This window comes from Mycobacterium sp., from assembly GCF_035653355.1.
Lineage (GTDB): Bacteria > Actinomycetota > Actinomycetes > Mycobacteriales > Mycobacteriaceae > Mycobacterium.
The window spans coordinates 1-21,448 of sequence record NZ_DASRBZ010000487.1; the positions used below are offsets into that span (position 1 = coordinate 1).

Consider the following 21,448-nt stretch of genomic DNA (forward strand, 5'->3'; position numbering starts at 1 on the left):
ACATTGCCAACGATCCGCAGCGCGCACAGGTGACCGTCCGCGCGCTGCTGACCCACACTTCAGGTGAACCGGTCGACGTCAACCTCGCAGATCCGTGGGGACTGAACGGAGCCGACAAAGCCGAGGGCATTCATCGCGCCCTCACCACGCCGCTGCAGTCGCTGCCCGGTGCGGCTTTTCGCTACTCCGACATCAACTTCATTCTCCTCGGCGCGCTGCTCGAAAAAGTCACCGGCAAGCCAGAAGACGCCTACGTCCAGCGCAATGTCTTTGCGCCCCTAGGCATGGCAGAGACCCGCTACCTTCCTGCAACCAAAGCTTGTGGCCCGCACAAGGTGATAGGTGCTGCGATTACATGGGCTCCTCCGCCGAAAGTGCCTGTGCCGACCGCGTGCCCGGCAGGTGCGTGGAGCACCAGTCTTTTACCGCGCATCGCGCCAACGGCACGCGACGAGGAAAATAGAGCCGATCCCAGCAAGAACCCCGATTACTACGCTCTGCTTCGCGGCACTGTCCATGACCCGACCGCGCGCCGCATGGGCGGGGTCGCCGGACACGCGGGTGTGTTCTCTACGGCGCACGATCTCAGTATCTTTGCGCAAGCCCTGCTCGATCGACTTGCCGACCGGCCGAGCGAGTTTCCGCTCACGCGAGCGACTTTGGAGTTGATGACGACTCCCGAGCAGCCCGGACATACACCTCACCAACTCGAAGCAGCCAACAATGCCCGAAAAGCTAGCGCTCCGAGCTATCCAGCGATCAAGGGACAGAACTTGTTTGGCTTCGGATGGGATATCGATTCGCTGTATTCGATGCCGCGAGGCATGATCTTTCCGATCGGCAGCTTCGGCAACACCGGCTTTACCGGAACGTCACTGTGGTTGGACCCGGGCTCGGATACCTACGTGATTCTGCTTTCGAACGCCATCCATGTGCGCGGCAGTACACCGATTTCGGATCTACGCGGTGCAGTCGCCACCGCGGCAGCCCGGGCGTTGCGTCTTTACAGCAGTGCCGGCTAGGCCACCGGCGACCACGAACTCCGCTCCTGTACCGCAGTGTGCTCATACCCGCGAGAGGGAGCGGCCACGCCACAGTGAAGGTACCGAATGGCAGAGGTCGGGGTCGCTACGCGACTGGTCATTTCTGGGAGCAACCGGCGGCGGTATTCACAATCACATGGCACTGGTCAACTGGAGCAATACGTCGGCCACCGCTGACGGTCGTGAAAGGAGCGGTGAGTGACTGCCGGGAAGCTCGACGATGTCGGCGCCAATGTCACGAGCAATCCGTTTTTGCCACTCCGGGTTGAGCAGTTGATCATCGGTGCAAACAATCGATGTGCAACTCACCGAGGGGTATTCGGCCAGCGGAAGAGGTGCGGTGAATGGGTAAGCCGATTGGGGCCGCAGCCGATCGAAGGCGGCCCCGATGGTGTGATCGTCGCAGTCGGCATATAACAGTTTGCGCGCAATGTCGATATCGATCCATGTCGTTCGCAATTGCCCGTCAGGTTGGCTCAACCCCTTGTCCCAGTCCGGATTTACCACGTCGGGCTGCTCCTTGAACTGGTCATAGAAGCCTGAGGCCGGGAGCTGGAACCGCAGCGCGAGCTGACTGGCTTTTACAGACACCAAGTGTCCGAACGGCGAGAGCGTTTACTTTTAGCGATACATCCGCTGACGCAAGACGGGTACTCCTGGCCCATCGAGCGCATCTAGCACCGAAGTGCGTCCTACCGCCGCCATCAGCAATTTGGCTGCCGGCCCGCGAATTTCCTGCCCTTTACCCCATGTTCGATCCATGTCGGTGGCTTGCAAGCGAATCCCTCGCAGCCGTCCCAGCGGTACCAGACCGAATGGCACGGGGCCGGTCAAGAAGTCGAGCGCAATTGCAGTCGGCTGCGGATCGAGGTCCAACGAAAGTCCAAGCGGGATTCGGATGTCGCCACTATGGGCCAAGACTTCGGCTAGCAGACCCGGTGCCTGAGGCGGCGGCCTCCAGTATCGGTGATCGGCGAGATCACGCAGACTTGCCGCGATTTCGGTTGCTGATCGCTGAGCGCTGCGGCGCGCTAGCTCATCAATCGCACGGTCAGGACTCCCGCGTCGGGCGGCCAGCCACATAACCCGGCGAATTCCCCCGGCCAACGTGATCACCAGATGCGCAGCCACCGTCTTTACATCCCACCCGGCACACAGACTAGGAGTCGCTAGCTGAGCCTCATCAAGATCGTCAATCAGATCCGCAATGCGGCGACGCTCCTGTGCCGTAGCGGCATGGATTTGATCGCGGTCCACGGGCCGAGGATAGGACCATCCGAGGAGGGCGGCGGTGAAATCGCTCCGAGGGCAGGTGCCGTGAGTGTGCACGTGACTCCAAGGCAGTGATCCACGGTCATCATGGCTGAGAAGTCTTTGGTTCACCAAGCCGCGGACGCAAACTGGCAAACACGTCGCCGACTGGCCGACGCTCAGACGCGGTCACCGTCGTCGACGCTCTGGGTGCTCGGCTCGCCGCGGCCACCACGCCACTTTTGGTATCCCCGCCGCGCAGCGAGCACCCCGACGATTCCTGTCACGCACCAAACCGCTATCGCCGCGTAGGCCAACGCCGGCGACCGCTCGGCGATCGAGGCGCCCAGCGCGGTGTAGACGAACGCCCGCGGCGCCGAACCGATAAACGCACCGACGGCCATTTGCCACAACGGCACTCCCAACGCCCCGAACGCATAGGAGGCCAGGGCATCCGATATGCCCGGGACGAAGCGCTGACCGACGACCGCCCACAGTCCGCCTCGCTCGATCAGCGCGTCGATTCGCTCGACGCGTTCCGTTCCCAGCAGAGACCGCACGCTGTCTCGACCGGCCCGACGGCCGACCAGGCTCGCCACGACCGCGGTGCCCACCGTCGCACCCAGCGTCACGAAGACGCCCAGCAGCGGACCGAAGAGAACCCCGCTGCCCGCAGCCAGAAGCGGACCGGGCACAAACGATGCGCCGAGGACTGCCGATACCACGACGTAGGTCAGCGGGGCCGCCGGCCCCGTCGCCGAGACCGCGCGTCGCACCTCCTCAACGTCGACGACTCGCCGGACGGCTACCAGATAAAACAGCCCGAGCAGGAAAGCAACAAACACGGCGAGCCGCACGATGTGGCGTCGCCGCGATGTCGGTGGAGAACCCTCGTTGTCGACCATGCTGACCGCGATTCTTCCGTACCGGCGTCGGCCACGCGGTCGTGGCCGAGTGGCTCCCGTAGGGTGGCGCTGACTGGGAGGAGTGAGAGTGGCGAGGACCGACAACGACACCTGGGAGATCACCGAAAGTGTGGGCGCGACGGCGCTGGGCGTGGCCTCGGCGCGCGCGGCAGAGACCGAGAGCGACAACCCGCTGATCACTGATCCGTTCGCGCGGGTTTTCCTCGACGCCGCCGGCGAGGGAGTGTGGAGCTGGCACTCCGCTCCTGACTTGCCCGCCGAGGTCGTCGAAGCCGAACCCGATTTGCCGCTGCGGATGCGGTCGATGGTCGACTATATGGCTTGTCGCACCGCCTTTTTCGACAACTTCTTCGTCGACGCCACCCGGGCCGGCATCCGTCAGGCGGTGATCCTGGCAGCCGGCCTGGACGCACGGTCCTGGCGGTTGCCGTGGCCCGACGACACCACGGTCTACGAGCTAGACCAGCCCAGGGTGTTGGAGTTCAAGTCGTCGACGTTGCGCGACCACGGGGCGGAGCCGACGTGCCATCGGGTCGAGGTCCCGGTGGATCTGCGTCAGGGCTGGCCGGAAGCGTTGCAGCAGGCCGGTTTTGACGCCTCGGCGCCCAGCGCGTGGTCAGCTGAGGGGCTGATGCCGTATTTGCCCGCGGCGGCCCAGGACTTGCTGTTCGAGCGGGTGCACGGTCTCGCTGTCCCGGGCAGCCGGGTCGCGGTCGAGGCGCTCGGGCCCAAGTTCATGGACCCCGAATTCCGCGCGAGGCGGCGTGCGCGGATGGATCGGGTCCGGGCGTTGATGGCCAAGGTCGACCCGCAGCGTGAGGTGCCCCGCACCGACGAGCTGTGGTACTTCGAGGAACGTGAAGACGTGGGCGACTGGTTGCGCCGACACGGCTGGGACGTGACGGTGACGCCGTCGCCAGAGCTGATGGCTGGCTACGGCCGCAAGCCTCCGAAAGAGGTCGAGGACGGCGTGCCGCAGAACCTGTTTGTGTCTGCGCAGCGGACGGCGACGTAGCACACCTGCAGAGTTAGGCGGAAGTACTCGCAACACTCAGCGAAATGCGTGAATATCCTTGCCGCCAATCCATTTTGGACATACTGGCGGGAAAGCAGATTTATGTGCGGAGTGGATCTCGACCGGACCGTAACCGAACTATCGACCTGCCAAGCGCATAAATAGCTAGAAGGTCAAGCAGTATGGCCGCAACACTAAACCAAGGGTAGGTGGCCACCCATATGGCTGAGACTATTAACGACGCCAACGCCGCTACGCCGGCAGCCACGGATGCCCAGGACACGTGGAAGAGGAGCATCGCCGCGGTGACCGCGACGATAACTCCGACGACGATGAAGAGCCATCCCCACGATTTGAGGGTGTACAGGCCGAGCACAACGGTGACCAGGGCGGAAATACCCAGCGCGATCCCGGCGGTGAACGGTAGGCGTGAAACGTCGGCCTGCCGTATTTGGTGGTCACTGCCTTGCCGATCTTCAGTCATCTCTAGCCCATGCCGTTCACACAGCGCTACAGCAGCGAAAGCCGTTCGACGTTGCGTCCAACGAACAAACGAGCAACATCAATACCTTCGCTTTGCCGCGCGACCTACCGAGTAACGATCGCTGAGGTACTACCCTCGCCACCCGACGACTAAACAGGTTGAACAGCCGCCTAAAGGCTGCTCTAGCGGCCTGGTCAAGGCTTGCCAGTGCGCTCGCGGTGCTTGCACCCCGGCCAGCAACAGGGCCGGCGCTTGCCTTCTTCCAGCTCCTCTTGGGTCCGGCGAATGCGGCGCTGTCGCGTCTTCTCTTGCTTGGCGTCCTCGACCCAGCAGATGAACTCGTTGCGGGCCAAGGGCGTGATGTCGTTCCAAGCGGCGAGTGCCGTGGAGTTTGCGATCAGCGCATCGCGCAGGTCTGCGGGCAGCTTGTGCACGACCCCACCGGATACTTGTTGGCTCACGGCGGCCAGGATAACCGCTACCGCTTGTACATTCGTGCGACGACAGGCAAGGCCAACGGAGTCGGTATGAAGCGGGAAGAGCCCAGGAAGGTTCGCACGTGCGGCGCGCCCGGCACCACTGATGCGCGGCCACGCTCGGCGGCTTTCAGCGCATCGGCGACGACCCGCTCGGCGGGAACCTGCACGAATGACGGCATCCGGGTCACCAGGAAGTCGGCGTCGTTAGCTGCTTGGAACTCCGTCGGTACCGGTCCGGGGCAGACGGCGGTGACCGTCACACCGCTGTCGGCGACCTCGGCGTGCACCGCCTCCGACAACCACAGCACATACGCCTTGGCGGCGGCGTAGCCGGCGTTGTGCGGGGCCGGCTGGAATCCCGACACGGACGACAGGTTGATGATCGCGCCGCGACCGCGTTCGACCATGCCGGGCAGGTAGCGCAGCATCAGGTCGACGACCGCCTCGACGTCGACACGCAGCATCTGCAGTTCCTTGTCGCGACCTTCGGCGCCGAACTTGGTGTAGATGCCCAGGCCAGCGTTGTTGATCAGGATGTCGACCTCTGCGCCCAGCTCGTCGATGCGTGCGGCCAGCCGGTCGCGGTCCTCCGGGACCGCCAGATCGGTACCCACGGCGACGGCGTGTTTATCGCCGCCCAGTTCCGCGCACAGCTTTTGCAGCCGGTCCTCCCGGCGGGCAGTGACGACGACGCGGTAGCCGCGGGCCACGAGTTGACGGGCGAATTGTTCGCCGATACCTGAGGATGCGCCGGTGACCACGGCGACTGATCCTGCTGATGGTGGTGGAAGTGTCATTGGGTGAGCCTAGGCACCACTAGGGTCCGTCGCAATGGCCCGTGCGTTTAGGAGGTGGTCAACCGCTGGGCCAACCCGCTGGCTCGTAGTGCCCGGCGACCGATAGCCGCCCGCACGGACGCCTCAGACGCCACAACACGCACCTTCCGCTTGGCGCGGGTCACCGCGGTATAGAACAACTCCCGGGTCAACAGCGGTGAATCCTCCTGCGGCAGAAGCACTGTCACTGCGTCGGCTTGGCTGCCCTGCGACTTGTGGATCGTCAACGCATGCATGGTCTCGACGTCGCTGAGTCGACTGGTCGCGAAGTCGATGGTGCCTGCGGCACCGGCGATCACGGCCCGAAGCCCGTCGGGTCCGGCCACCACGACACCGGTGTCGCCGTTGTAGACACGCAACCCGTAGTCGTTCGCCGTCACGATCAGGGGCCGTCCCGCATACCACTCCGACCACGGCGGCTGACCCGTCTCGTCGGAAAGCCACTTCTCCACCTGCCGGTTCCAATACTGCACGCCGTAAGGGCCCTTGCGATGCGCGCACAGCAGCCGATGCTCGTCCAGCGTCGCCAGCGCTTCCTCGGCGGCTCCTAACAACGCCGCCTCGCGCACCCGAAGTGCGTGCGGCACAACGACAGAACGCAAGTGCAAGCTCGGGTCGTCGTCCTCGATTAACTCGATATGCTCGTCGCCCGACCGCAACAACGTCAGCGCGCTATCGGCGTCACCGACCCGGATAGCGTCGGCCAACGCGCCGATCGACTTCCCGAACCGGTGCACGGTCCGCAGCGCCGCCACCCGTACGTCGTCACGGGTCGATAGCCCGTCCACCAAATCGGCCAGCACCGCGCCGGCTTCCACCGAGGCCAGCTGATCGGCGTCGCCGACCAGGATCAGCCGGGCATCCGGGCGCACCGCCTCCAGGAGCCGCGCCATGAGCGTCAGTGACACCATCGACGTCTCGTCGACCACAATCACCTCGTGCGGCAACCGGTTTCCGCGGTGGTGCCGAAATCTCGACGACGACCCCGGCCGCGTGTCCAGTAGCCGGTGCACTGTCATTGCCTGCAGCTCACCCAGCCTTGCCTGATCGACGGCGTCAAGGTTGGCCACCTCAATTGCCACCGCCTCTTGCAGCCGCGCCGCCGCCTTGCCCGTCGGCGCCGCCAACGCAATCCGCGGCCGTGACGACCCCGCGAACTCCGCCTGCTCGGCCAAAAGTGCCAGCAGCCGCGCGACCGTGGTGGTTTTGCCCGTGCCCGGGCCACCGGTCAACACGGTCACGGGCTGTGACAGCGCGATTTTCGCCGCTTGCCGCTGCTCCTCGTACCCAGGCGGGAAAAATCGCTCGAAGGCGGGCACTTCGACTGTCGGCTTGGAAACCAGCAACGCCAGCAGGTCGTCGCACACCTGCTGTTCCTCGCGCCAATACCGGTCCAAGTACAGCAGCCTCTCGTCGTAGAGATGCAGCACCGGCGGGTCGCCGAGCAGCTTGCTTGCCTGCACTGCCGCCAGCCACTCGGCGGGTTCCGGCCACGGAACGTCCTCACCGCCGACGCTCGACGCAACCGTTGACAGGTCGACGCACACCGACCCACCGCGCAGCGCCCGAACTAGGAGCGCCACCGCGAGTGCCACCTGCTCGTCGGGTTCGTTGCCCAGCTCGCAGATGCGGTTCGCGACATGCACGTCGGCGAGGTCCAGCACGCCCGCCTGGTTGAACGTCTGCAGCACACCGGTTGAGCCGATGGCGACTTCGGTCTCTACGACGGTCACGCCGCTCGCCTCCCCGCGTCGAGCAGCTCCGAGAGCGCCACCACCAGCTCGGCCGGCGGGCACCAGCTGAACACCCCGCAGGGATGCCCGTCGAGCACCGGGGTATCAGCACCGCACATGCCGCGCACGAACAGATACAGCACCCCGCCGAGATGCTCGGCCGGGTCATAGCCGGGCTGTCGCCACCGCAGAAACCGGTGCAGCACAACCACATACAACAGCGCCTGCAGCGGATAGTCGGAATGCAACATGGCCTCGGCAAGCCGCGGCTGGCTGTAATCGGCGGCCGTGTCGCCAAGGTGGTTGCTTTTGTAGTCCACCACCAGGTAGCGCGGGTCCGGAAGCCGCAACACCACGTCGATCGAGCCGGCCAGGTACCCGCGCAGCGACTGAGCACCTAACGCTGGCGCGGTCAGCCGGTCGGCGTACGAGGCCAGCGGATCATCGGCGGGCAGATGCCGCCGCAGCAGCTCACCCACATCAGACAACGACACATCGGGTGCAGCAGCGCGCAGATCACCGCCCGCCAACGGGATCTCGAAATCTAACTCTCGCAGTCGGTTTCGCAGACCGATCTGCCGCAATGTCAGCCCGCCCGCTAACGGTCCCAGCGATGTGTCGTGCATCGGCACCAGCGCGGCGGCCAACCCAGCAGCGCCGACGTCGACCGGCCACCACGCCAGGTGCCGTCGCACCTGCTCCGCCAGCTCGGCGGCCAGGTCGGGCACAGAGGGATCCGCAGTCTCGAGTACCGCGTGCACCAGCGATCCGAACGCCGCGCCGGATGGCATCCCGGCCAGCGGTGAGGCCATATCCGAGCCGCCACCAAGCGCGGTGACCACGACGCCTTCCACTTCATCGTCGCGCGTTCCGACCTCGGGCTCGCTTTCCACGCCCACCGGTTCCGCGCCGCGAACGAGCGCCGAATACGAAGTGCGCCGCCAGCTGATGTCGATCGCCCGATGGAAGTGGCGCACCCCGAAATTGGCTGTCTGCGAACCGGGTTCCACCGCGGCAGGGGGAACGACCACCGATTCCTCCACCGACGGCCCGCCTGCGGCCTCCCACTGCTTGAATACCGCCCACGCTTCGTCGTCGGTGATCACCGACTCACACTTGTCCGGCACTTCGGCCTGGCCCTGGCTGCGAGCGCGCAGGAGCCTCGATAACCCTCCATTGACTTCGTATTTGGCTGGTGCCCACCACGCCACCACCTGCGACTGTGCCCGGGTGAGCGCGACATAGGTGGTGCGGATGTTGTCGCGGGCGTCCTCGCGCCGATTCCGATCTTCGGCGAAATTCCGTTCGCCGGTACGATCTTTGCCGCCAATGTAGAGGCACCGATCGTCCGACTCGTCGTGATAGAGCAGGAAGTCATCGCTGCGCACGAAGCGGTTGAACGCAAACGGCAAATACACAATCGGAAACTGCAGACCTTTCGCCACGAACACCGTCATGATCTGCACCGCGGCGGCGTCGCTGTCCAGCCGGCGGTTGTGTTCGGAGATTCGGGTGCGGGTTTCGCACTGGCGGCCTAGCCAATCGCGCAACGCGGGAAGGCTGTAGCGTTCCCGATGCGCGGTCTCGTGCAGCAGCTGCGCGATGTGCGCCAGGTCGGTCATGTGCCGCTCGCCGCCCAGCTGGCTCAGCACCCGCCGGCCCATGCCGGACAGCTGTGCAGCCTCGAAGACCGCCGCGACCCCGCGCTGCCGGGCGTGGTTGGCCCACTCCCGAAGCGTGCCCGCCACCCGATCGGTAAGCGCATCGCCTTCGGCGGCAAGGGTTTGCACCGTCTCGCCGAAGAACATGGTGCACGCGGCGGCGCGCACGACTCCGCTGCGGTGCGGCGCGTCGAATGCTTCCATCAGGCATAGCCAGTCTTTGGCAGCCTGGGACTCGAACACATCGGTGTCGCCGGTGTAGATCGCGGGGATACCGGCATCCGCCAAGGCATCTCGACAGGCGCGGGCATCGTCGTGTCGCTCGACGATCACCGCGATGTCCCCCGCCTTTACCCGACGGCCGTCATAGGTGGCGTCGCTGGCCAGCAGAGCCGCGATGTCGCGGGCCAGATCGGCGGGAATGTGGCGGCGCAACGTGTCGATCCGGATGGTGTCGGTGTCGTCGTAGCCGAGTGCGGGGCGTTTGACGACGCGCAGACGAAATGGTGCGTTGTGCGGCGCGCCGGCCAGCCGGTGCGTGTCGTGGCGGGCGTCGATGTCGCGCACGACGATCTCGGGGTGGCCCAGCGCCGCACCACACAGCACCGTCTGCAGGCTCTTGACGAGCGGCTTGTCGCTGCGCCAGTTGACGCCCAAAGTGTATTGGGCGTCGGCGCTGCGGGCGGCATGCAAGTAGGTGTGGATGTCGCCGCCGCGAAAACCGTAGATGGCTTGCTTGGGATCGCCGATCAGGATCAGCGTCGAGTGCCCGCTGAACGCGCACTCGAGCACTCTCCATTGGATGGGGTCGGTGTCCTGGAACTCGTCGACCAGCACGATCCGCCACCGCTGGCGCATCCGGTCGCGGGCTGGAGAGTCCTCCGCTTCAAGCGCTTTCGCGAGCCGGGTTAGCAGGTCGTCGTAGCCGAGGATGCGCAGCCGTCGCTTGCGGTGCTCGAGTTCCGTTTTTACGTCGTCGGCGAACCGCAACCGGGTTCCTGCCGTGCTGTCCGGGTCGGGATCGCGAGGACGGAGTTGCGAGCATGGGTCGTTCACGACAGCACGAGCCAACTCGAGCGCCTGCCTATAAGTAAGTACCGGATCGTCTTCCTGACGCCCGAACTGCGCCAGGTACAGGTCGTCGACGATCTCAGTGACCAGGTCGTCGAGGCTTTCCTGCAGCGTGGCGTCTGTGCCGCTATCGGCCACTACGCCAAGCGATTTCAGTACCCGGCCGCAGAACTCATGGGTGGTGGCGATAGTAGCGGCGTCGAAGTTGGCCAGCGCGTCACGCAGCCGTCCGCGTCGGACATCGCGGTCAGCGTCGCTCCCAGTCGCCAGATGCTGCACCAGATCGCTGCCCGGCGGCACCCGACCGTCCAATGCGGCCAGCCCTTCGACGATCTGGCTGCGGACCCGTTCGCGTAGCTCGCGGCTGGCGTTGCGGTTGAACGTGATCAGCAGCATCTCGTCGAGCGTTGTCCTAGTCTCGGCGAGGTAGCGCGTCACCAGCCCGGCCAGCGCGAACGTCTTGCCGGTGCCGGCGCTGGCCTCCAGCACCGTGGTGGAGCCCTCGTTCGGCAGCGGACCCAACAAGTCGAAGCGATCCATCAGCCGGCCTTGCCTTCGACGGCCAGCACCGGCAGCCACAGCCGGGAAGCCAACGCGCCCAATCGGCTTTCTTCGCCGGATACTTCCTCACCCGGGCGGGATGGACCCAGCAGCACCTCGAACGGCGCCTTGTATCCCCACACTCGCACGTGTGCGCGCTCGCAGTCCTCGCCGTCGTGGAAGTTGTTGCTCTCCCACTTGCTGCGCGCGTATTTCTCCGGGTCCTTGCCCTTGTGGCGCCTCTCCGCCCACGCGTAGGACGTCTTGAGTGGCAGCGGCAACGGCTCGCGGCGGCCGGCGTCGAAGAGCTGCACCAGATCAGTGAGCACAGCCGAGGCATCGGTCGGTGTCTGCAAGCAGCACACCTCGATGGTGTCTTTCGGGCCGCGCCCCACGTAGACGGCGGTCCAGTCGCGGTTCGGATTGGCCGCGGTCAATGCGACCAACGAGATCCACGCCTGCAGTTTGTGTTTGGGCGCGATCCGCGAGTAGGTGACCTGGACGATCCGGTTGTCGAACACCCGATCCACTGTGCCGGTGAGGCGGCGGCCCTCACCGATATCAATCGCGACGTCGTGCGCCATAGAGTCGACCTGCTGGTAGCTCCGAGCGGTGACCGCCAACTGCGCGGCCCTGTCGCGAATCTGCTTGGCTTTGCGCCAGCCCAGCCGCTCAGGCGGCAAAGTGCCCCGCCGCCACTCGAATTGGGCCGCGGTGTCGGCATCCATGCCGCGCAGCATGTCGTGCAGCATCCGGTCGCCGACCGTCCATTCCTCCAGCGGGTCGACTTCGACCGGCATGGCGTCTTCGACCGTGTCGACGTCCCACGGCAGCGTGTAATCCAGCGCGCGGAAGAACCCCTTGACCGGGTCTTTGAAGAACTCCAGCAGATCGGCAAGGGCCACGTCGTCGCTAGGCGGCGCGGGCAGCGGATCTGTAATGAACGACCCTGGGACACAACGTTCCCCGGTAGCAGCTTGCGCCGCGGTCAGCGCAGTCGGATCGAACGTGAACGGCCTGCCCGGCACCAGCGCTCCAGGGGTGACGTTGCGGCGGTCGAACGGCTGCAGCGGATGCCTGACCAGGATCTGGTCACGCACCGGCTGCGTCGTGGTCTGATCAAGCGTGTCGAGCAACTCCGCCAGCGGCACCGAGGGCGGACGCTCGTGACCGGAGTGCTCGTCGGCGCCGGTGTAAGTGATCACCAGCGTCTCAGTGGCCGCGCAGATCGCGTCGAGCAGCAATTGCCGGTCCTCGGAACGGATATCGCGCTCACCGGTCATCGGACAGCGCGCCAGCACGTCGTCGCCGTCCTGGGCGTTGAGCCGCGGAAACACCCCGTCGTCGAGCCCGACCAGGCACACCACCCGGTGCGGCACTGAACGCATCGGCACCATCGTGCACACCGTCAGCGTCCCGGTGCGGAAGTTCGCCCGCGTCGGTCGTCCCGCCAAATGACCGCTCAGCAGTGCGCGGATGTCGGGCAGCCGCAGCAGCGTCGACGCACGAGAACCCGCCTGCGCCAAGACATCTGCGAATTCGCGCTGCAGCTGGGCCTGTTGCCAAGCATCGTCGCTGCGGGTCAGCATGTCGATGCCCTGACTCAGGGCGTCCAACCATTCCGTCAACGGCTTTGCACCGCTGAGTCGTTCGACGACGCGCTGCAGACGATCGACATATTCGGCCAGCCGCCCGGTCAGCCCTACCTTGTTGCTGCCGACGTCATCGAGCGGGAGCGCGGTGCCCAGCCACGCCTGCGAGTCATCGGACATCGCCACCCCGGTCAGGATGCGGTCGAGGCCGAAGCGCCACGTGTTGTGCACTATGTGGTCCAGGCCGTACGGCTGGCGGTGTTGCGGGTCGAAGCCCCAGCGGATGTTGGATTGGCGCACCCACTCGGTGATCTGGTCGAGGTCGTCGTCGCTGAACCGGAATCGGGCGCGCACCGGCGGCGCCTGGGCGAGGTCGAGCACCTGGCTGGCGGTGGCCCGAGTCCCCGCGATGCCGAGCAGTTCGGCGCCGACCGCGAGCAGCGGGTTGGTCTGGGTCAGCGCCCGGTCGGCCAACCTGACCCGTAAGCGGTGTGCTGGGTGGCTGTCACCGGCGACGTCACCGAGCCCGAAGCCGGCGACGATCAGCGGCGCATAGGTTTCGATGTCGGGACACATCACGACGATGTCGCGCGGCTCCAGCGTCGGGTCGTCGTCCAGCAGGCCGAGCAGCACCTCACGCAGCACGTCGATCTGCCGCGCCGGACCGTGACAGGCATGCACCTGCACCGAGCGGTCCTCCTCGTCCAAAGTGCGATCCTCGCGCCGCACCGCGTTGGCGGCGATGTCTGATTGCAACCAAGCCAGCAACGTATCGGACCGCGTTGTGACGCAAATGAATTCGTCGGACGCGACATCGGCCGGCAGCGCCCGCTGCAGCTCACGCAGGTCACGGCCCAGGGTTTCCAGAAGGGGGTGCCTCGCACAGCGCCGGCTGGTGTCCTCGTCGCGCGGCACCGCGCCGTGCACGCCGGCCAGCGCCTGCCACAGGTCGTCGCTGGGATGCGGCAGCCACAGGTGCAGCTCGTGGTGGGTGGCCAGCGCGTCGAGCAGCTCTACCTCGGTGCAGGCCAGCCGGGTATGCCCGAACAGCGACAGCCGCTCCGGCAGCTCCGCCGGGCCTTCCCGCAGCCGGGCCACGGTCTTTTGGTGGCGGATATGCGGGGGATCGGCCGGCACCCGTGCCACCAGGGCCCGCCACAGCTCCGGTTGCCAGGCCAAGTCGGCATCTAAGTCCGGTGCGTGACCGTCCAGCCAGTCGACCAGCAGCTGCGGACGCTGCCGGGCATACGATGCGAACAGGCCGGCCAGCCGTCGCGCCACCGAATACCGTCGGCCCCGTCGCAGCTCGGCCTCAGTGTCGGTGTCGAAGTGGCCCAAGTGTTTTGCCAGGGTTCGGCACCACGGCTCGTCCAACGAGCAGTCGATGACCTCCAGCAACGGCCACGTCATCGCCTCCGGTGACCACGGGTCGTCGTCGACCGTGCCTGTGACCTCGGCAATCAGTGAACCCGGGCTGCGAAACGCGACGCCGGCGCATACTCCGTCGCCACCGCGGGTACAGCCCAGCACATGGGACAACCGCTGGCTCAGCCATCGCTCCACGCCACGGGCCGGGACCAACACCAGCTCTTCGGCCAACGGGTCCGACAGCGGGTTGGCCAGCAACGCGCCGAGCCCGTTGGCCAGTAGATCGGTGCGCTCGGCACGGTGGAGATGAAGCGCCATAGCGGTGCCACCATAAAACGGCGCACTGACATCGATGGCTGCTTCGCGGTGATGTCAGGGTCGCGTTGGATAGCGAGGCCGAACATGGCCAGGAGGGGGGAGCATGACCAGCCAGACAGCGTCGCCACGGCTGACGCAAACGTTCGTCGAGGCATTGCAATACGCGGCGGAAAAGCACGCCACCCAGACCCGCAAGGGCAGCGGCACTCCGTATCTCGGGCATCTGTTGTCGGTGGCGGGCTTAGTGATCGAGGCCGACGGCGCCGAGACGCAGGCCATCGCCGCGTTGCTGCACGACGCCGTCGAAGACCAGGGGGGTCAAGCGACGCTGGATGAGATTCGGGAGAAGTTCGGCCCTGACGTCGCGTTGATCGTCTCCGAATGCAGCGACACTTTTCAGACACCGAAGCCGCCCTGGCGTGAGCGCAAGGAGAACTACATCCGCTGCCTGCGCGACGCCTCCGAAGAAGCCATCCTCGTGTCGCTGGCCGACAAGCTGCACAACGCCCGCGCGATTCTGCGTGACTTCCGCGACCTGGGCGACGAGCTGTGGGAACGGTTTAAGGTTCACGACCCGCAGCAGCACCTGTGGTACTACCGGTCGTTGCTGGAGGTTTACAGCGACCGCATCGACAACTGGATGGTCGACGAGCTACGCGACGTGATCGACACGCTGGAGCGGGAGGTCGCCGCCGAACCGGCAATATCATGACGCGGGGGCGCAGATGAGAGGACGAGATGGAGACCTGGGATGCCATTTGTGCCCGGCGCAACGTGCGACAGTACCGGCCAGAGCCGATATCCGAAGCCGACCTGAACCGCATCGCCGAGGCCGGATGGCGGGCACCGTCGGCGAAGAACCGCCAGCCGTGGGACTTCGTCATCGTCACGGATCGGGGCCAGCTGCAGGATTTGTCGACGGTGTGGCAGGGCGCCGGTCATATCGCGTCTGCTGCGGCCGCGATCGCATTGGTCATCCCCGTACCGCCGAGTGATCGCCGCAAGCTGACCGACCAATACGACGTCGGCCAGGCGACGATGGCGATGATGCTCGCGGCCACCGATCTTGGGATCGGCACCGGGCATTCGTCGGTGGGAGACCAGGACAGAGCACGCCAGATTCTCGGCGTCCCGCATGACTACCTGGTGGCGTACCTGCTCGGTATCGGATATCCCGCTGATCGCCCGCTCACCCCGATCCGCAAACCGAACCGGCGGCCCTTCGAAGAGGTCGTCCATCACGGACATTGGTGACCTAGTGGCGCACAGCGCAGCCGCCACACGCAAAGCCGACTACGGGATCGACGGGGCATTCCATACCCTGTCGGCACGGGCGCAAGGCGTGGGCGTCGTCGTCGAAGCCGGCGCGCTGCTGCTGTGGGCCGCGGTCAGTTTGGTCCGCGGTAAACGGGTAGCCGCTGCGCTGGCGGGCACGGGCGGCGTTGGGATGCTCGCCAGCGCTGCCGTCTATCTGCACGCCACCCGCGTGGGCAAATTCGCAGTGTGGGACGAGATTCTCCACGAGCTGCGTCTGCAGGGTGACGAAACGCTGCTCGACCTGGGGTGCGGACGCGGCGCGGTGCTGCTGGCGGCGGCCAAGCGGCTGCCGCGTGGACGAGCGATCGGCGTTGATCTGTGGCGCGCCGACCAGACCGACAACTCGCCGTCGGCCACGATGGCCAATGCAGAGCTGGAGAACGTCGCCGACCGCGTCGAGGTGCGCACCGCCGACATGACCGCGCTGCCATTCGCCGACGAAAGCTTCGACGTTGTGGTGAGCAGCCTTGCCGTCCATAACATTCCGAGCCGCGACGGCCGCCGTCTTGCTCTGATCGAAGCGGTTCGGGTGCTGCGCCCGGGTGGGCGGCTCGCCATCGCGGACTTGTGGGAAACCCGCCAGCACGCTCAGCAGTTGCGCGAACTCGGCTGGCGCGATGTGCGACGGCGCAACCTCGGCTGGCGCATGTGGTACGGCGGTCCGTGGGTGTCGACGCGGTTGGTGACGGCGACCAAGCCGGCGTGAGCTGACGGTGCAATGCTGGGTTCCATGACCAGAAACGAGATCACCGAACAGATCGTCGTCGCCCGCGTGCAAAAGGGGCTCACCTGGCAGGAGTTGGCCGACGCCATCGAAAAGCCGGTCGTGTGGACCACGTCGGCACTTCTGGGCCAGCATCCGATCCCGGTTGAGCTGGCCAAGGTGCTCGTGGAAATGCTGGGCCTTGACGAGGCGGCGGTGCCGGTGCTGGCCGCAACGCCGATGCGCGGCGGGTTGCCCACGGCAGTGCCCACCGACCCGACCATCTACCGCTTCTACGAAGCCCTGCAGGTGTACGGGCCCGCGATCAAGGAACTGATCCACGAGCAGTTCGGCGACGGGATCATGAGCGCCATCAACTTCAGCGTCGACCTGCAGAAGAAACCACACCCGTCGGGCGACCGCGTCGTGGTGACATTCGACGGCAAATTCCTTCCTTACGAATGGGTATCCACCGAACGGTAAACCATTCCAACCGGCACGACCGGAGCGACGTGACCGCTAATCGCGCGTAGGCGGGCACATTGACTAATGCCCAGATGACGTCACCTCGCTCCTCAGCTCCGGGCTTTTGGGTTTGCGAGATAGGAAGGCAGCCATGGCAAACGATCGATCCAGGGACCAGGAGCCGAAAGAGGTCGACCTCGTCCTCTCCGGTGGCGGGGTCAAATTCATCGGCCTGGTAGGAGCCGTCGTCGCCCTCATGGACGCCGGATATTCGATCCAGAGGGTGTCCGGTGTATCGGCCGGCTCGGTGGTCGGGGCGATCTTGGCGGCCGCGTCCAAGGGTGACCAGTTGACGAGCGACGAGGTCAAAGAGCTCGCGCTGTCGGTGCCACTCCGCAAATGGCGCGACGCCGGGCCGCTTCCGGTCGTCGGTCCCACCTGGGGGATGCTGTCAGGCAGCGGCCTTTACCGGGGTGACTTCGCCTACAACTGGATTCGCAGCGAGCTGAAGAACCTGGGCGTCACCACGTTCGGCGACTTGGCTTTCGACGACGAGTACGTGCTCACGGAGCGCCGCTACAAGCTGGCGGTCACCGTCGCCGACCTGACGATAAGCCAGCTGGTCCGCCTGCCCTGGGATTACCAGCGTGTCTACGGGCTGGACCCTGACGAGCAGCTGGTCGCCGACGCGGTTCGCGCCTCGATGGCCATTCCGTTCTTCTACCGACCGGCCAAACTGACCAGCGCCGACGGGCGGACCTCCACGCTGGTCGACGGTGGCATGCTGTCGAACTTTCCGATCGACTCCTTCGATCGGCCCGACGGCAAACGGCCGCGTTGGCCGACCATCGGAATCACCGTGATCCCGACGCTTACCGGCGGCATCACCGAAGTGCTCCCGGCGTTGCGGCCACTGCGTTTCCTCGGACCGCCATCACTGTTGGAAAGCCTGATCACGACGTTGCTGGTCGGCCACGACCAGGCGTACCTCAATCTGCCCTGGGTACGTGCCCGAGCGATCGAGGTGCCCACGTCGGACGTTGGCATCCTCGACTTCGGTGTCTCGAGAGAAAGCCTTGAAGCGCTCTACGACAAGGGCTACGAGGTAGCGCAGGAGTTTCTGTCGACCTGGGATTGGCCGGCATATCTGAAACGCTTCCGCTCCGCTGATGACGGCGCAGGCGTCGTCGCGCAGGTGAAGTGACACGGCGAATCGGGCATGCCACACTTGCCGCCGGGAGGAGGCGAGGGCTAACGGCAGGAGGCGAGGGCTCAGGACAGGAGGCGAGGGCTCAGCTGGTCAGCACTTGCGGCGAGAGCTCCTTGAGCATGGCGTTGGCCCAACGCATTTGGCGCAGCGTCTCTGGGTGGCAGCGCTTGGTCAGGCTCAGGAGTTCCTCGTCTTTCGTGGCCTGGGCGACCTGACCCAGCAGCTCCCAATCCACCGACACCCCTGCGGCCAGTTTGTGGATGCGCCGCAGATCCGCGACCAGCAACAGCCCCGGTTCCGGGCGGTGACGCAGCATGCCGCTGGTGCGGGTCTGCAGAAAACCGGTGGCCGCTCCGGTCCGCGGGCGCGCCGACAGCCGCAGCCCGTAGTGGCGGCCCTGCTCGGCCAGCTCCCGCACGTGCGCCTGCGACCAGCCGGCCAAGTCGCGCGCCAGGTGATAGATGTTTTGGTCGCTGTGATGTCGCGCGGCCACCACATTCAACTCGTGGGCCAGTTTGCGTTCTGAGCGGTGCAATTCGCGAAGCGCCAGTTTGATTTTCATGACTGCCCTCCGGTCGCCGCGAGTTCAGCCGCCGTGGCCGCCGGGCCGCCCGTCGTGGTGGGCACGTGGCCGTCGACCGGAGCCGACGCGGTCGTGGTCGGCGCACGGTCGACGACACCGTCGTCGCGGCCGAGGCGGCGCAGTTGTGCGGCGGCCGTCTTGAAGATCGGCTGCTTGGACGCGGGATCCCAGTCGGTGATCGTGAGTTCGTTGCCGGCGCGGTGATGACCTCGACTGTCGTCGGCGTCCCAGTAGCCGTAGTGGAACGGCAAGAACAACACGCCGTGGCGGATGCCGCAGATGCGTGCTGCGCAGGTGACGCTGCCGCGAGGCGTGCTCACCTCGACCGCGTCACCTTCGGCGATCCCGAGACGACGGGCGTCGCGTTCGGAGACCTCCACCCACACTTCAGGTGCGGCGTCTTGAAGTTGCGGTGCCCGAGCCGTTTTGGTGCGGGTGTGGAAGTGATACAGAGTGCGCCCGGTGATCAGCGCGAACGGGTAGTCGGAGCTGGGCACCTCGTGCGGCGGCAGGTATTGGGCCGCCTTGATGATCGCCCTGCCATAGGCATTCATGGCCCGGTATTCGTCGGGCTCCATCGGCGCCCCGGTCACCAGGTCTCGGGTGAACGTCTCGCAGTAATTCGGGTGCGCCCAGAACTTGGCGTCCGTGTACAGCCGTTCGGCTCCGTCGGGATGTTCTGCGTTGCAAGGCCATTGGATTCCGCTGCCGCCGCGCAGCTTGTCATAGCTCAGGCCGGTGTAGTCGCAGGGCCGGCCTTCGCTGCACTTCTTCCACGCCTCGAACGCCGACTCCGGATCGGTCCACGCCGGCAGCGGCTGGCCGTCCTTGTCGCGGAAGTCCATCCGTCGGGCATAGTCGAGAAAGATGTCGAGGTCAGGACGCGCCGAACCGGGTGGGTCGACGGCCTTTTCGGACAGGTGCACGGTGCGGTCGGCGTTGGTGAAGGTGCCGGTCTTCTCGGCCCACGCCGCAGCGGGCAGCACCACGTCGGCCAGCTCTGCGGTCTCCGTCATGAAGATGTCCTGCACCACCAGGAACAGACGATCCTGGGACAGGATGTCGCGGATCCGCGCCAGCTCCGGCAGCGACACCGCCGGATTGGTTCCCGTGACCCATAGCATCTGCAGCGTGCCTTCTTCGGCGAAGCGGAACATCTGCATCGCGTGCGTCGGCGGCCCGTAATGCGGAATCTGTTTGGGCTCAATGTTCCACACCCGGGCCAGATCGGCGACGTGGTCGTCGTTGGCCCAGTTACGAAAGCCCGGCAAGTCCCCGTCGGCGCCGCATTCCCGGGTGTTTTCCGCGGTGGGCTGCCCGTTCATCTGCAGCACACCGCAGCCCGGCTTGCCGAGCATGCCCCGGATCAGATGGATGTTGTTGACCTGCACGCTGGCCGCGGTGGCTTGGTGGGATTGGTAAAAGCCTTGCAGCACAGTCGACATCAACCGCTCAGCGGTGCCGATCACTTGCGCTGCGCGCCGAATGTCGTCGGCGGCGACGCGGCAAATCGCGGCGACCCGCTCCGGCGGGTACTCGTCGACTCGCTTGCGCAGCTCGTCGAAACCGATTGTGTGCGCGTCGATGTAGTCGTGATCCACCCAATCATGCGCGATGATCTCGTGCAGCAGACCGTTCATCAACGCGACATTGGTTCCCGGCAGCGGCGCCAAATGCACTGTGGCTTGCCGGGCCACTGGAGTAAGCCGCGGGTCCACGCACACGATCGCAGGCGGCTGGTCGCCGGCCAGCCGGTCGAGCATGCGCGCCCACAGCACCGTCTGCGTTTCGGCGACGTTGTGGCCGAACAACGCGATCACGTCGGCGTGGTCGACATCGGTGTAGGAACCTGGCTGGCCGTCGCAGGCGAACGACTCCTTGAGCGCCGCTGCGGCCGTCGCCGTACACAGCCGGGTGTTGCCGTCGAGGTGGTTGGTGCCGATCGCGCCGCGGGCGATGATGGTCTGGGTGTAGTACTCCTCCAGGAACAGCTGCCCGGTGGTGTAGAAACCGATCGCGCTGGGCCCGTGACCGTCCAGCAGCTCGCGGCTGCGGGCCACGATGCGGTCCATGGCCGTGTCCCAGTCGGTCGACTGCAACTTCCCATTGACCCGCACCAGCGGAGTGGTGAGCCGATCGGCGGATGCGTTGGCCTGCCAGCCGAATAAGTCCTTGGGGTCCAGGCGCCCGTGGTTGACCCGATCGATGCCGCGACCGCGGACACCGACGATCCGGCCGTCTTTGACCGCAATGTCCAGGCCGTCGCCGTTGGAGTGCAACACCGCCGCCGACTGCACCCACCGGTCCACCGAGTCCGGGGTGATCCCGTCGGCGAGATAACAGTCGATTCGCTGCGGCCACTCGGTGCCCGGCGCGTACGGGGTGCGCGACCCCCACGGTTCCGCGATCCGGTCTACTGCCCCCACGCCGGGATGCGTACCCCGACCTGGGAAAACGAAACCTGCGCCGGCTACAGCCCGAACTCGGCTGCCATGCCGTCGATCCCGGCCCGGATGGCCTGGAGTGTCTCGGCGCGGGTCCGCAACTTGCTCGCGGCATGCGCCTGCTGGCTAAGTGTCGCGAATTCGCGGGCGGCTTCTTCGGCGCGGGAACGCACCACGTCGGGCAGCACGATCTCGTCGATCCAACCGGCCGCGATCGCGGTCTCCCCGAAGAACGTCTTGGCCAGACCGACCGCCTGCTGATACGCCGACGGCGTCAGCCGAAGCTTCATGATCTCCAGCGCCGGGTACGGGATCGTCATCCCGATCGCCACCTCGTTAGCCTGAATGTTGTACGCGGGCGCGGCAATTCGATGATCTCCGCTGGAGAGCAGAAACGCGCCCATCGCGA

18 protein-coding genes and 1 pseudogene are annotated in these 21,448 nt (G+C 65.8%); 7 read left to right on the plus strand and 12 right to left on the minus strand.

The window, feature by feature from the left end; translation table 11 throughout:
- The coding region (locus tag VFA16_RS16765) for a serine hydrolase domain-containing protein (protein WP_324968899.1) at positions 1 to 1,022 on the plus strand (1,022 nt) is incomplete at its 5' end.
- 153 nt (positions 1,023 to 1,175) lie between these two features.
- On the opposite strand, the gene VFA16_RS16770 is transcribed toward VFA16_RS16765, so the two are convergent.
- From VFA16_RS16770 to VFA16_RS16780, 3 genes are all read right to left on the minus strand, one after another.
- The gene (locus VFA16_RS16770) at positions 1,176 to 1,634 is read right to left on the minus strand and encodes an alpha/beta hydrolase (protein ID WP_324968900.1); all 459 of its coding nucleotides are present in this window, start codon (positions 1,632 to 1,634) and stop codon (positions 1,176 to 1,178) included.
- A gap of 30 nt (positions 1,635 to 1,664) precedes the next feature.
- The gene (locus VFA16_RS16775) at positions 1,665 to 2,300 is read right to left on the minus strand and encodes a maleylpyruvate isomerase family mycothiol-dependent enzyme (protein ID WP_324968901.1); all 636 of its coding nucleotides are present in this window, start codon (positions 2,298 to 2,300) and stop codon (positions 1,665 to 1,667) included.
- Positions 2,301 to 2,473: 173 nt separating this feature from the next.
- Positions 2,474 to 3,199 carry a TVP38/TMEM64 family protein gene (locus VFA16_RS16780; RefSeq protein WP_324968902.1) on the minus strand — a complete coding sequence of 242 codons (726 nt, stop codon included), beginning with the start codon at positions 3,197 to 3,199 and terminating at the stop codon, positions 2,474 to 2,476.
- A gap of 88 nt (positions 3,200 to 3,287) precedes the next feature.
- On the opposite strand from VFA16_RS16780, the gene VFA16_RS16785 reads away from it, so the two are divergent.
- Entirely contained in the window at positions 3,288 to 4,235 is a 948-nt protein-coding gene (locus VFA16_RS16785) for a class I SAM-dependent methyltransferase (RefSeq protein ID WP_324968903.1), read from the plus strand.
- 100 nt (positions 4,236 to 4,335) lie between these two features.
- Here VFA16_RS16785 and VFA16_RS16790 read toward each other — a convergent pair whose 3' ends face one another.
- The 6 genes from VFA16_RS16790 to recC form a co-directional block, all read right to left on the minus strand.
- Positions 4,336 to 4,719, minus strand: coding sequence for a DUF7144 family membrane protein (locus VFA16_RS16790; protein ID WP_324968904.1), 384 nt, complete (start codon positions 4,717 to 4,719; stop codon positions 4,336 to 4,338).
- A 194-nt stretch (positions 4,720 to 4,913) separates the two neighbouring features.
- Positions 4,914 to 5,180 (minus strand): YdeI/OmpD-associated family protein, encoded by a 267-nt coding sequence (locus tag VFA16_RS16795; RefSeq protein WP_324968905.1) that lies wholly within the window; start codon positions 5,178 to 5,180, stop codon positions 4,914 to 4,916.
- Positions 5,181 to 5,197: 17 nt separating this feature from the next.
- A complete protein-coding gene (locus tag VFA16_RS16800; protein WP_324968906.1) occupies positions 5,198 to 5,995 on the minus strand; it encodes an SDR family oxidoreductase in 798 nt (265 codons plus the stop codon).
- Positions 5,996 to 6,042: 47 nt separating this feature from the next.
- Positions 6,043 to 7,767, minus strand: a complete 1,725-nt coding sequence (recD, locus tag VFA16_RS16805; RefSeq protein WP_324968907.1) for an exodeoxyribonuclease V subunit alpha — start codon at positions 7,765 to 7,767, stop codon at positions 6,043 to 6,045.
- Positions 7,764 to 11,039, minus strand: a complete 3,276-nt coding sequence (gene recB / locus VFA16_RS16810; protein ID WP_324968908.1) for an exodeoxyribonuclease V subunit beta — start codon at positions 11,037 to 11,039, stop codon at positions 7,764 to 7,766. The genes recD and recB overlap by 4 nt, the downstream gene beginning before the upstream one ends.
- Positions 11,039 to 14,317, minus strand: a complete 3,279-nt coding sequence (gene recC, locus VFA16_RS16815) for an exodeoxyribonuclease V subunit gamma (RefSeq protein WP_324968910.1) — start codon at positions 14,315 to 14,317, stop codon at positions 11,039 to 11,041. Before recC ends, recB begins: the two co-directional genes overlap by 1 nt.
- 103 nt (positions 14,318 to 14,420) lie before the next feature.
- On the opposite strand from recC, the gene VFA16_RS16820 reads away from it, so the two are divergent.
- The 5 genes from VFA16_RS16820 to VFA16_RS16840 all read left to right on the plus strand — a co-directional run bounded on the left by VFA16_RS16820 (position 14,421) and on the right by VFA16_RS16840 (position 18,006).
- Entirely contained in the window at positions 14,421 to 15,029 is a 609-nt protein-coding gene (locus tag VFA16_RS16820; protein ID WP_324968911.1) for an HD domain-containing protein, read from the plus strand.
- 26 nt (positions 15,030 to 15,055) lie between these two features.
- On the plus strand, positions 15,056 to 15,571 hold the full coding sequence (locus VFA16_RS16825) for a nitroreductase family protein (RefSeq protein WP_324968912.1): 516 nt from the start codon (positions 15,056 to 15,058) through the stop codon (positions 15,569 to 15,571).
- A gap of 4 nt (positions 15,572 to 15,575) precedes the next feature.
- Positions 15,576 to 16,340 carry a class I SAM-dependent methyltransferase gene (locus tag VFA16_RS16830; protein ID WP_324968913.1) on the plus strand — a complete coding sequence of 255 codons (765 nt, stop codon included), beginning with the start codon at positions 15,576 to 15,578 and terminating at the stop codon, positions 16,338 to 16,340.
- Positions 16,341 to 16,352: 12 nt separating this feature from the next.
- Positions 16,353 to 16,820, plus strand: a complete 468-nt coding sequence (cynS, locus tag VFA16_RS16835; protein ID WP_324968914.1) for a cyanase — start codon at positions 16,353 to 16,355, stop codon at positions 16,818 to 16,820.
- A gap of 133 nt (positions 16,821 to 16,953) precedes the next feature.
- The gene (locus tag VFA16_RS16840; RefSeq protein WP_324968915.1) at positions 16,954 to 18,006 is read left to right on the plus strand and encodes a patatin-like phospholipase family protein; all 1,053 of its coding nucleotides are present in this window, start codon (positions 16,954 to 16,956) and stop codon (positions 18,004 to 18,006) included.
- A gap of 88 nt (positions 18,007 to 18,094) precedes the next feature.
- On the opposite strand, the gene VFA16_RS16845 is transcribed toward VFA16_RS16840, so the two are convergent.
- From VFA16_RS16845 to VFA16_RS16855, 3 genes and pseudogenes are all read right to left on the minus strand, one after another.
- The gene (locus VFA16_RS16845; protein WP_324968916.1) at positions 18,095 to 18,574 is read right to left on the minus strand and encodes a hypothetical protein; all 480 of its coding nucleotides are present in this window, start codon (positions 18,572 to 18,574) and stop codon (positions 18,095 to 18,097) included.
- Positions 18,571 to 21,021 (minus strand): nitrate reductase, encoded by a 2,451-nt coding sequence (locus VFA16_RS16850; protein WP_324968917.1) that lies wholly within the window; start codon positions 21,019 to 21,021, stop codon positions 18,571 to 18,573. Before VFA16_RS16850 ends, VFA16_RS16845 begins: the two co-directional genes overlap by 4 nt.
- Positions 21,022 to 21,065: 44 nt before the next feature.
- Positions 21,066 to 21,448 (minus strand): annotated as a pseudogene (locus tag VFA16_RS16855) (enoyl-CoA hydratase); the annotation flags it as partial.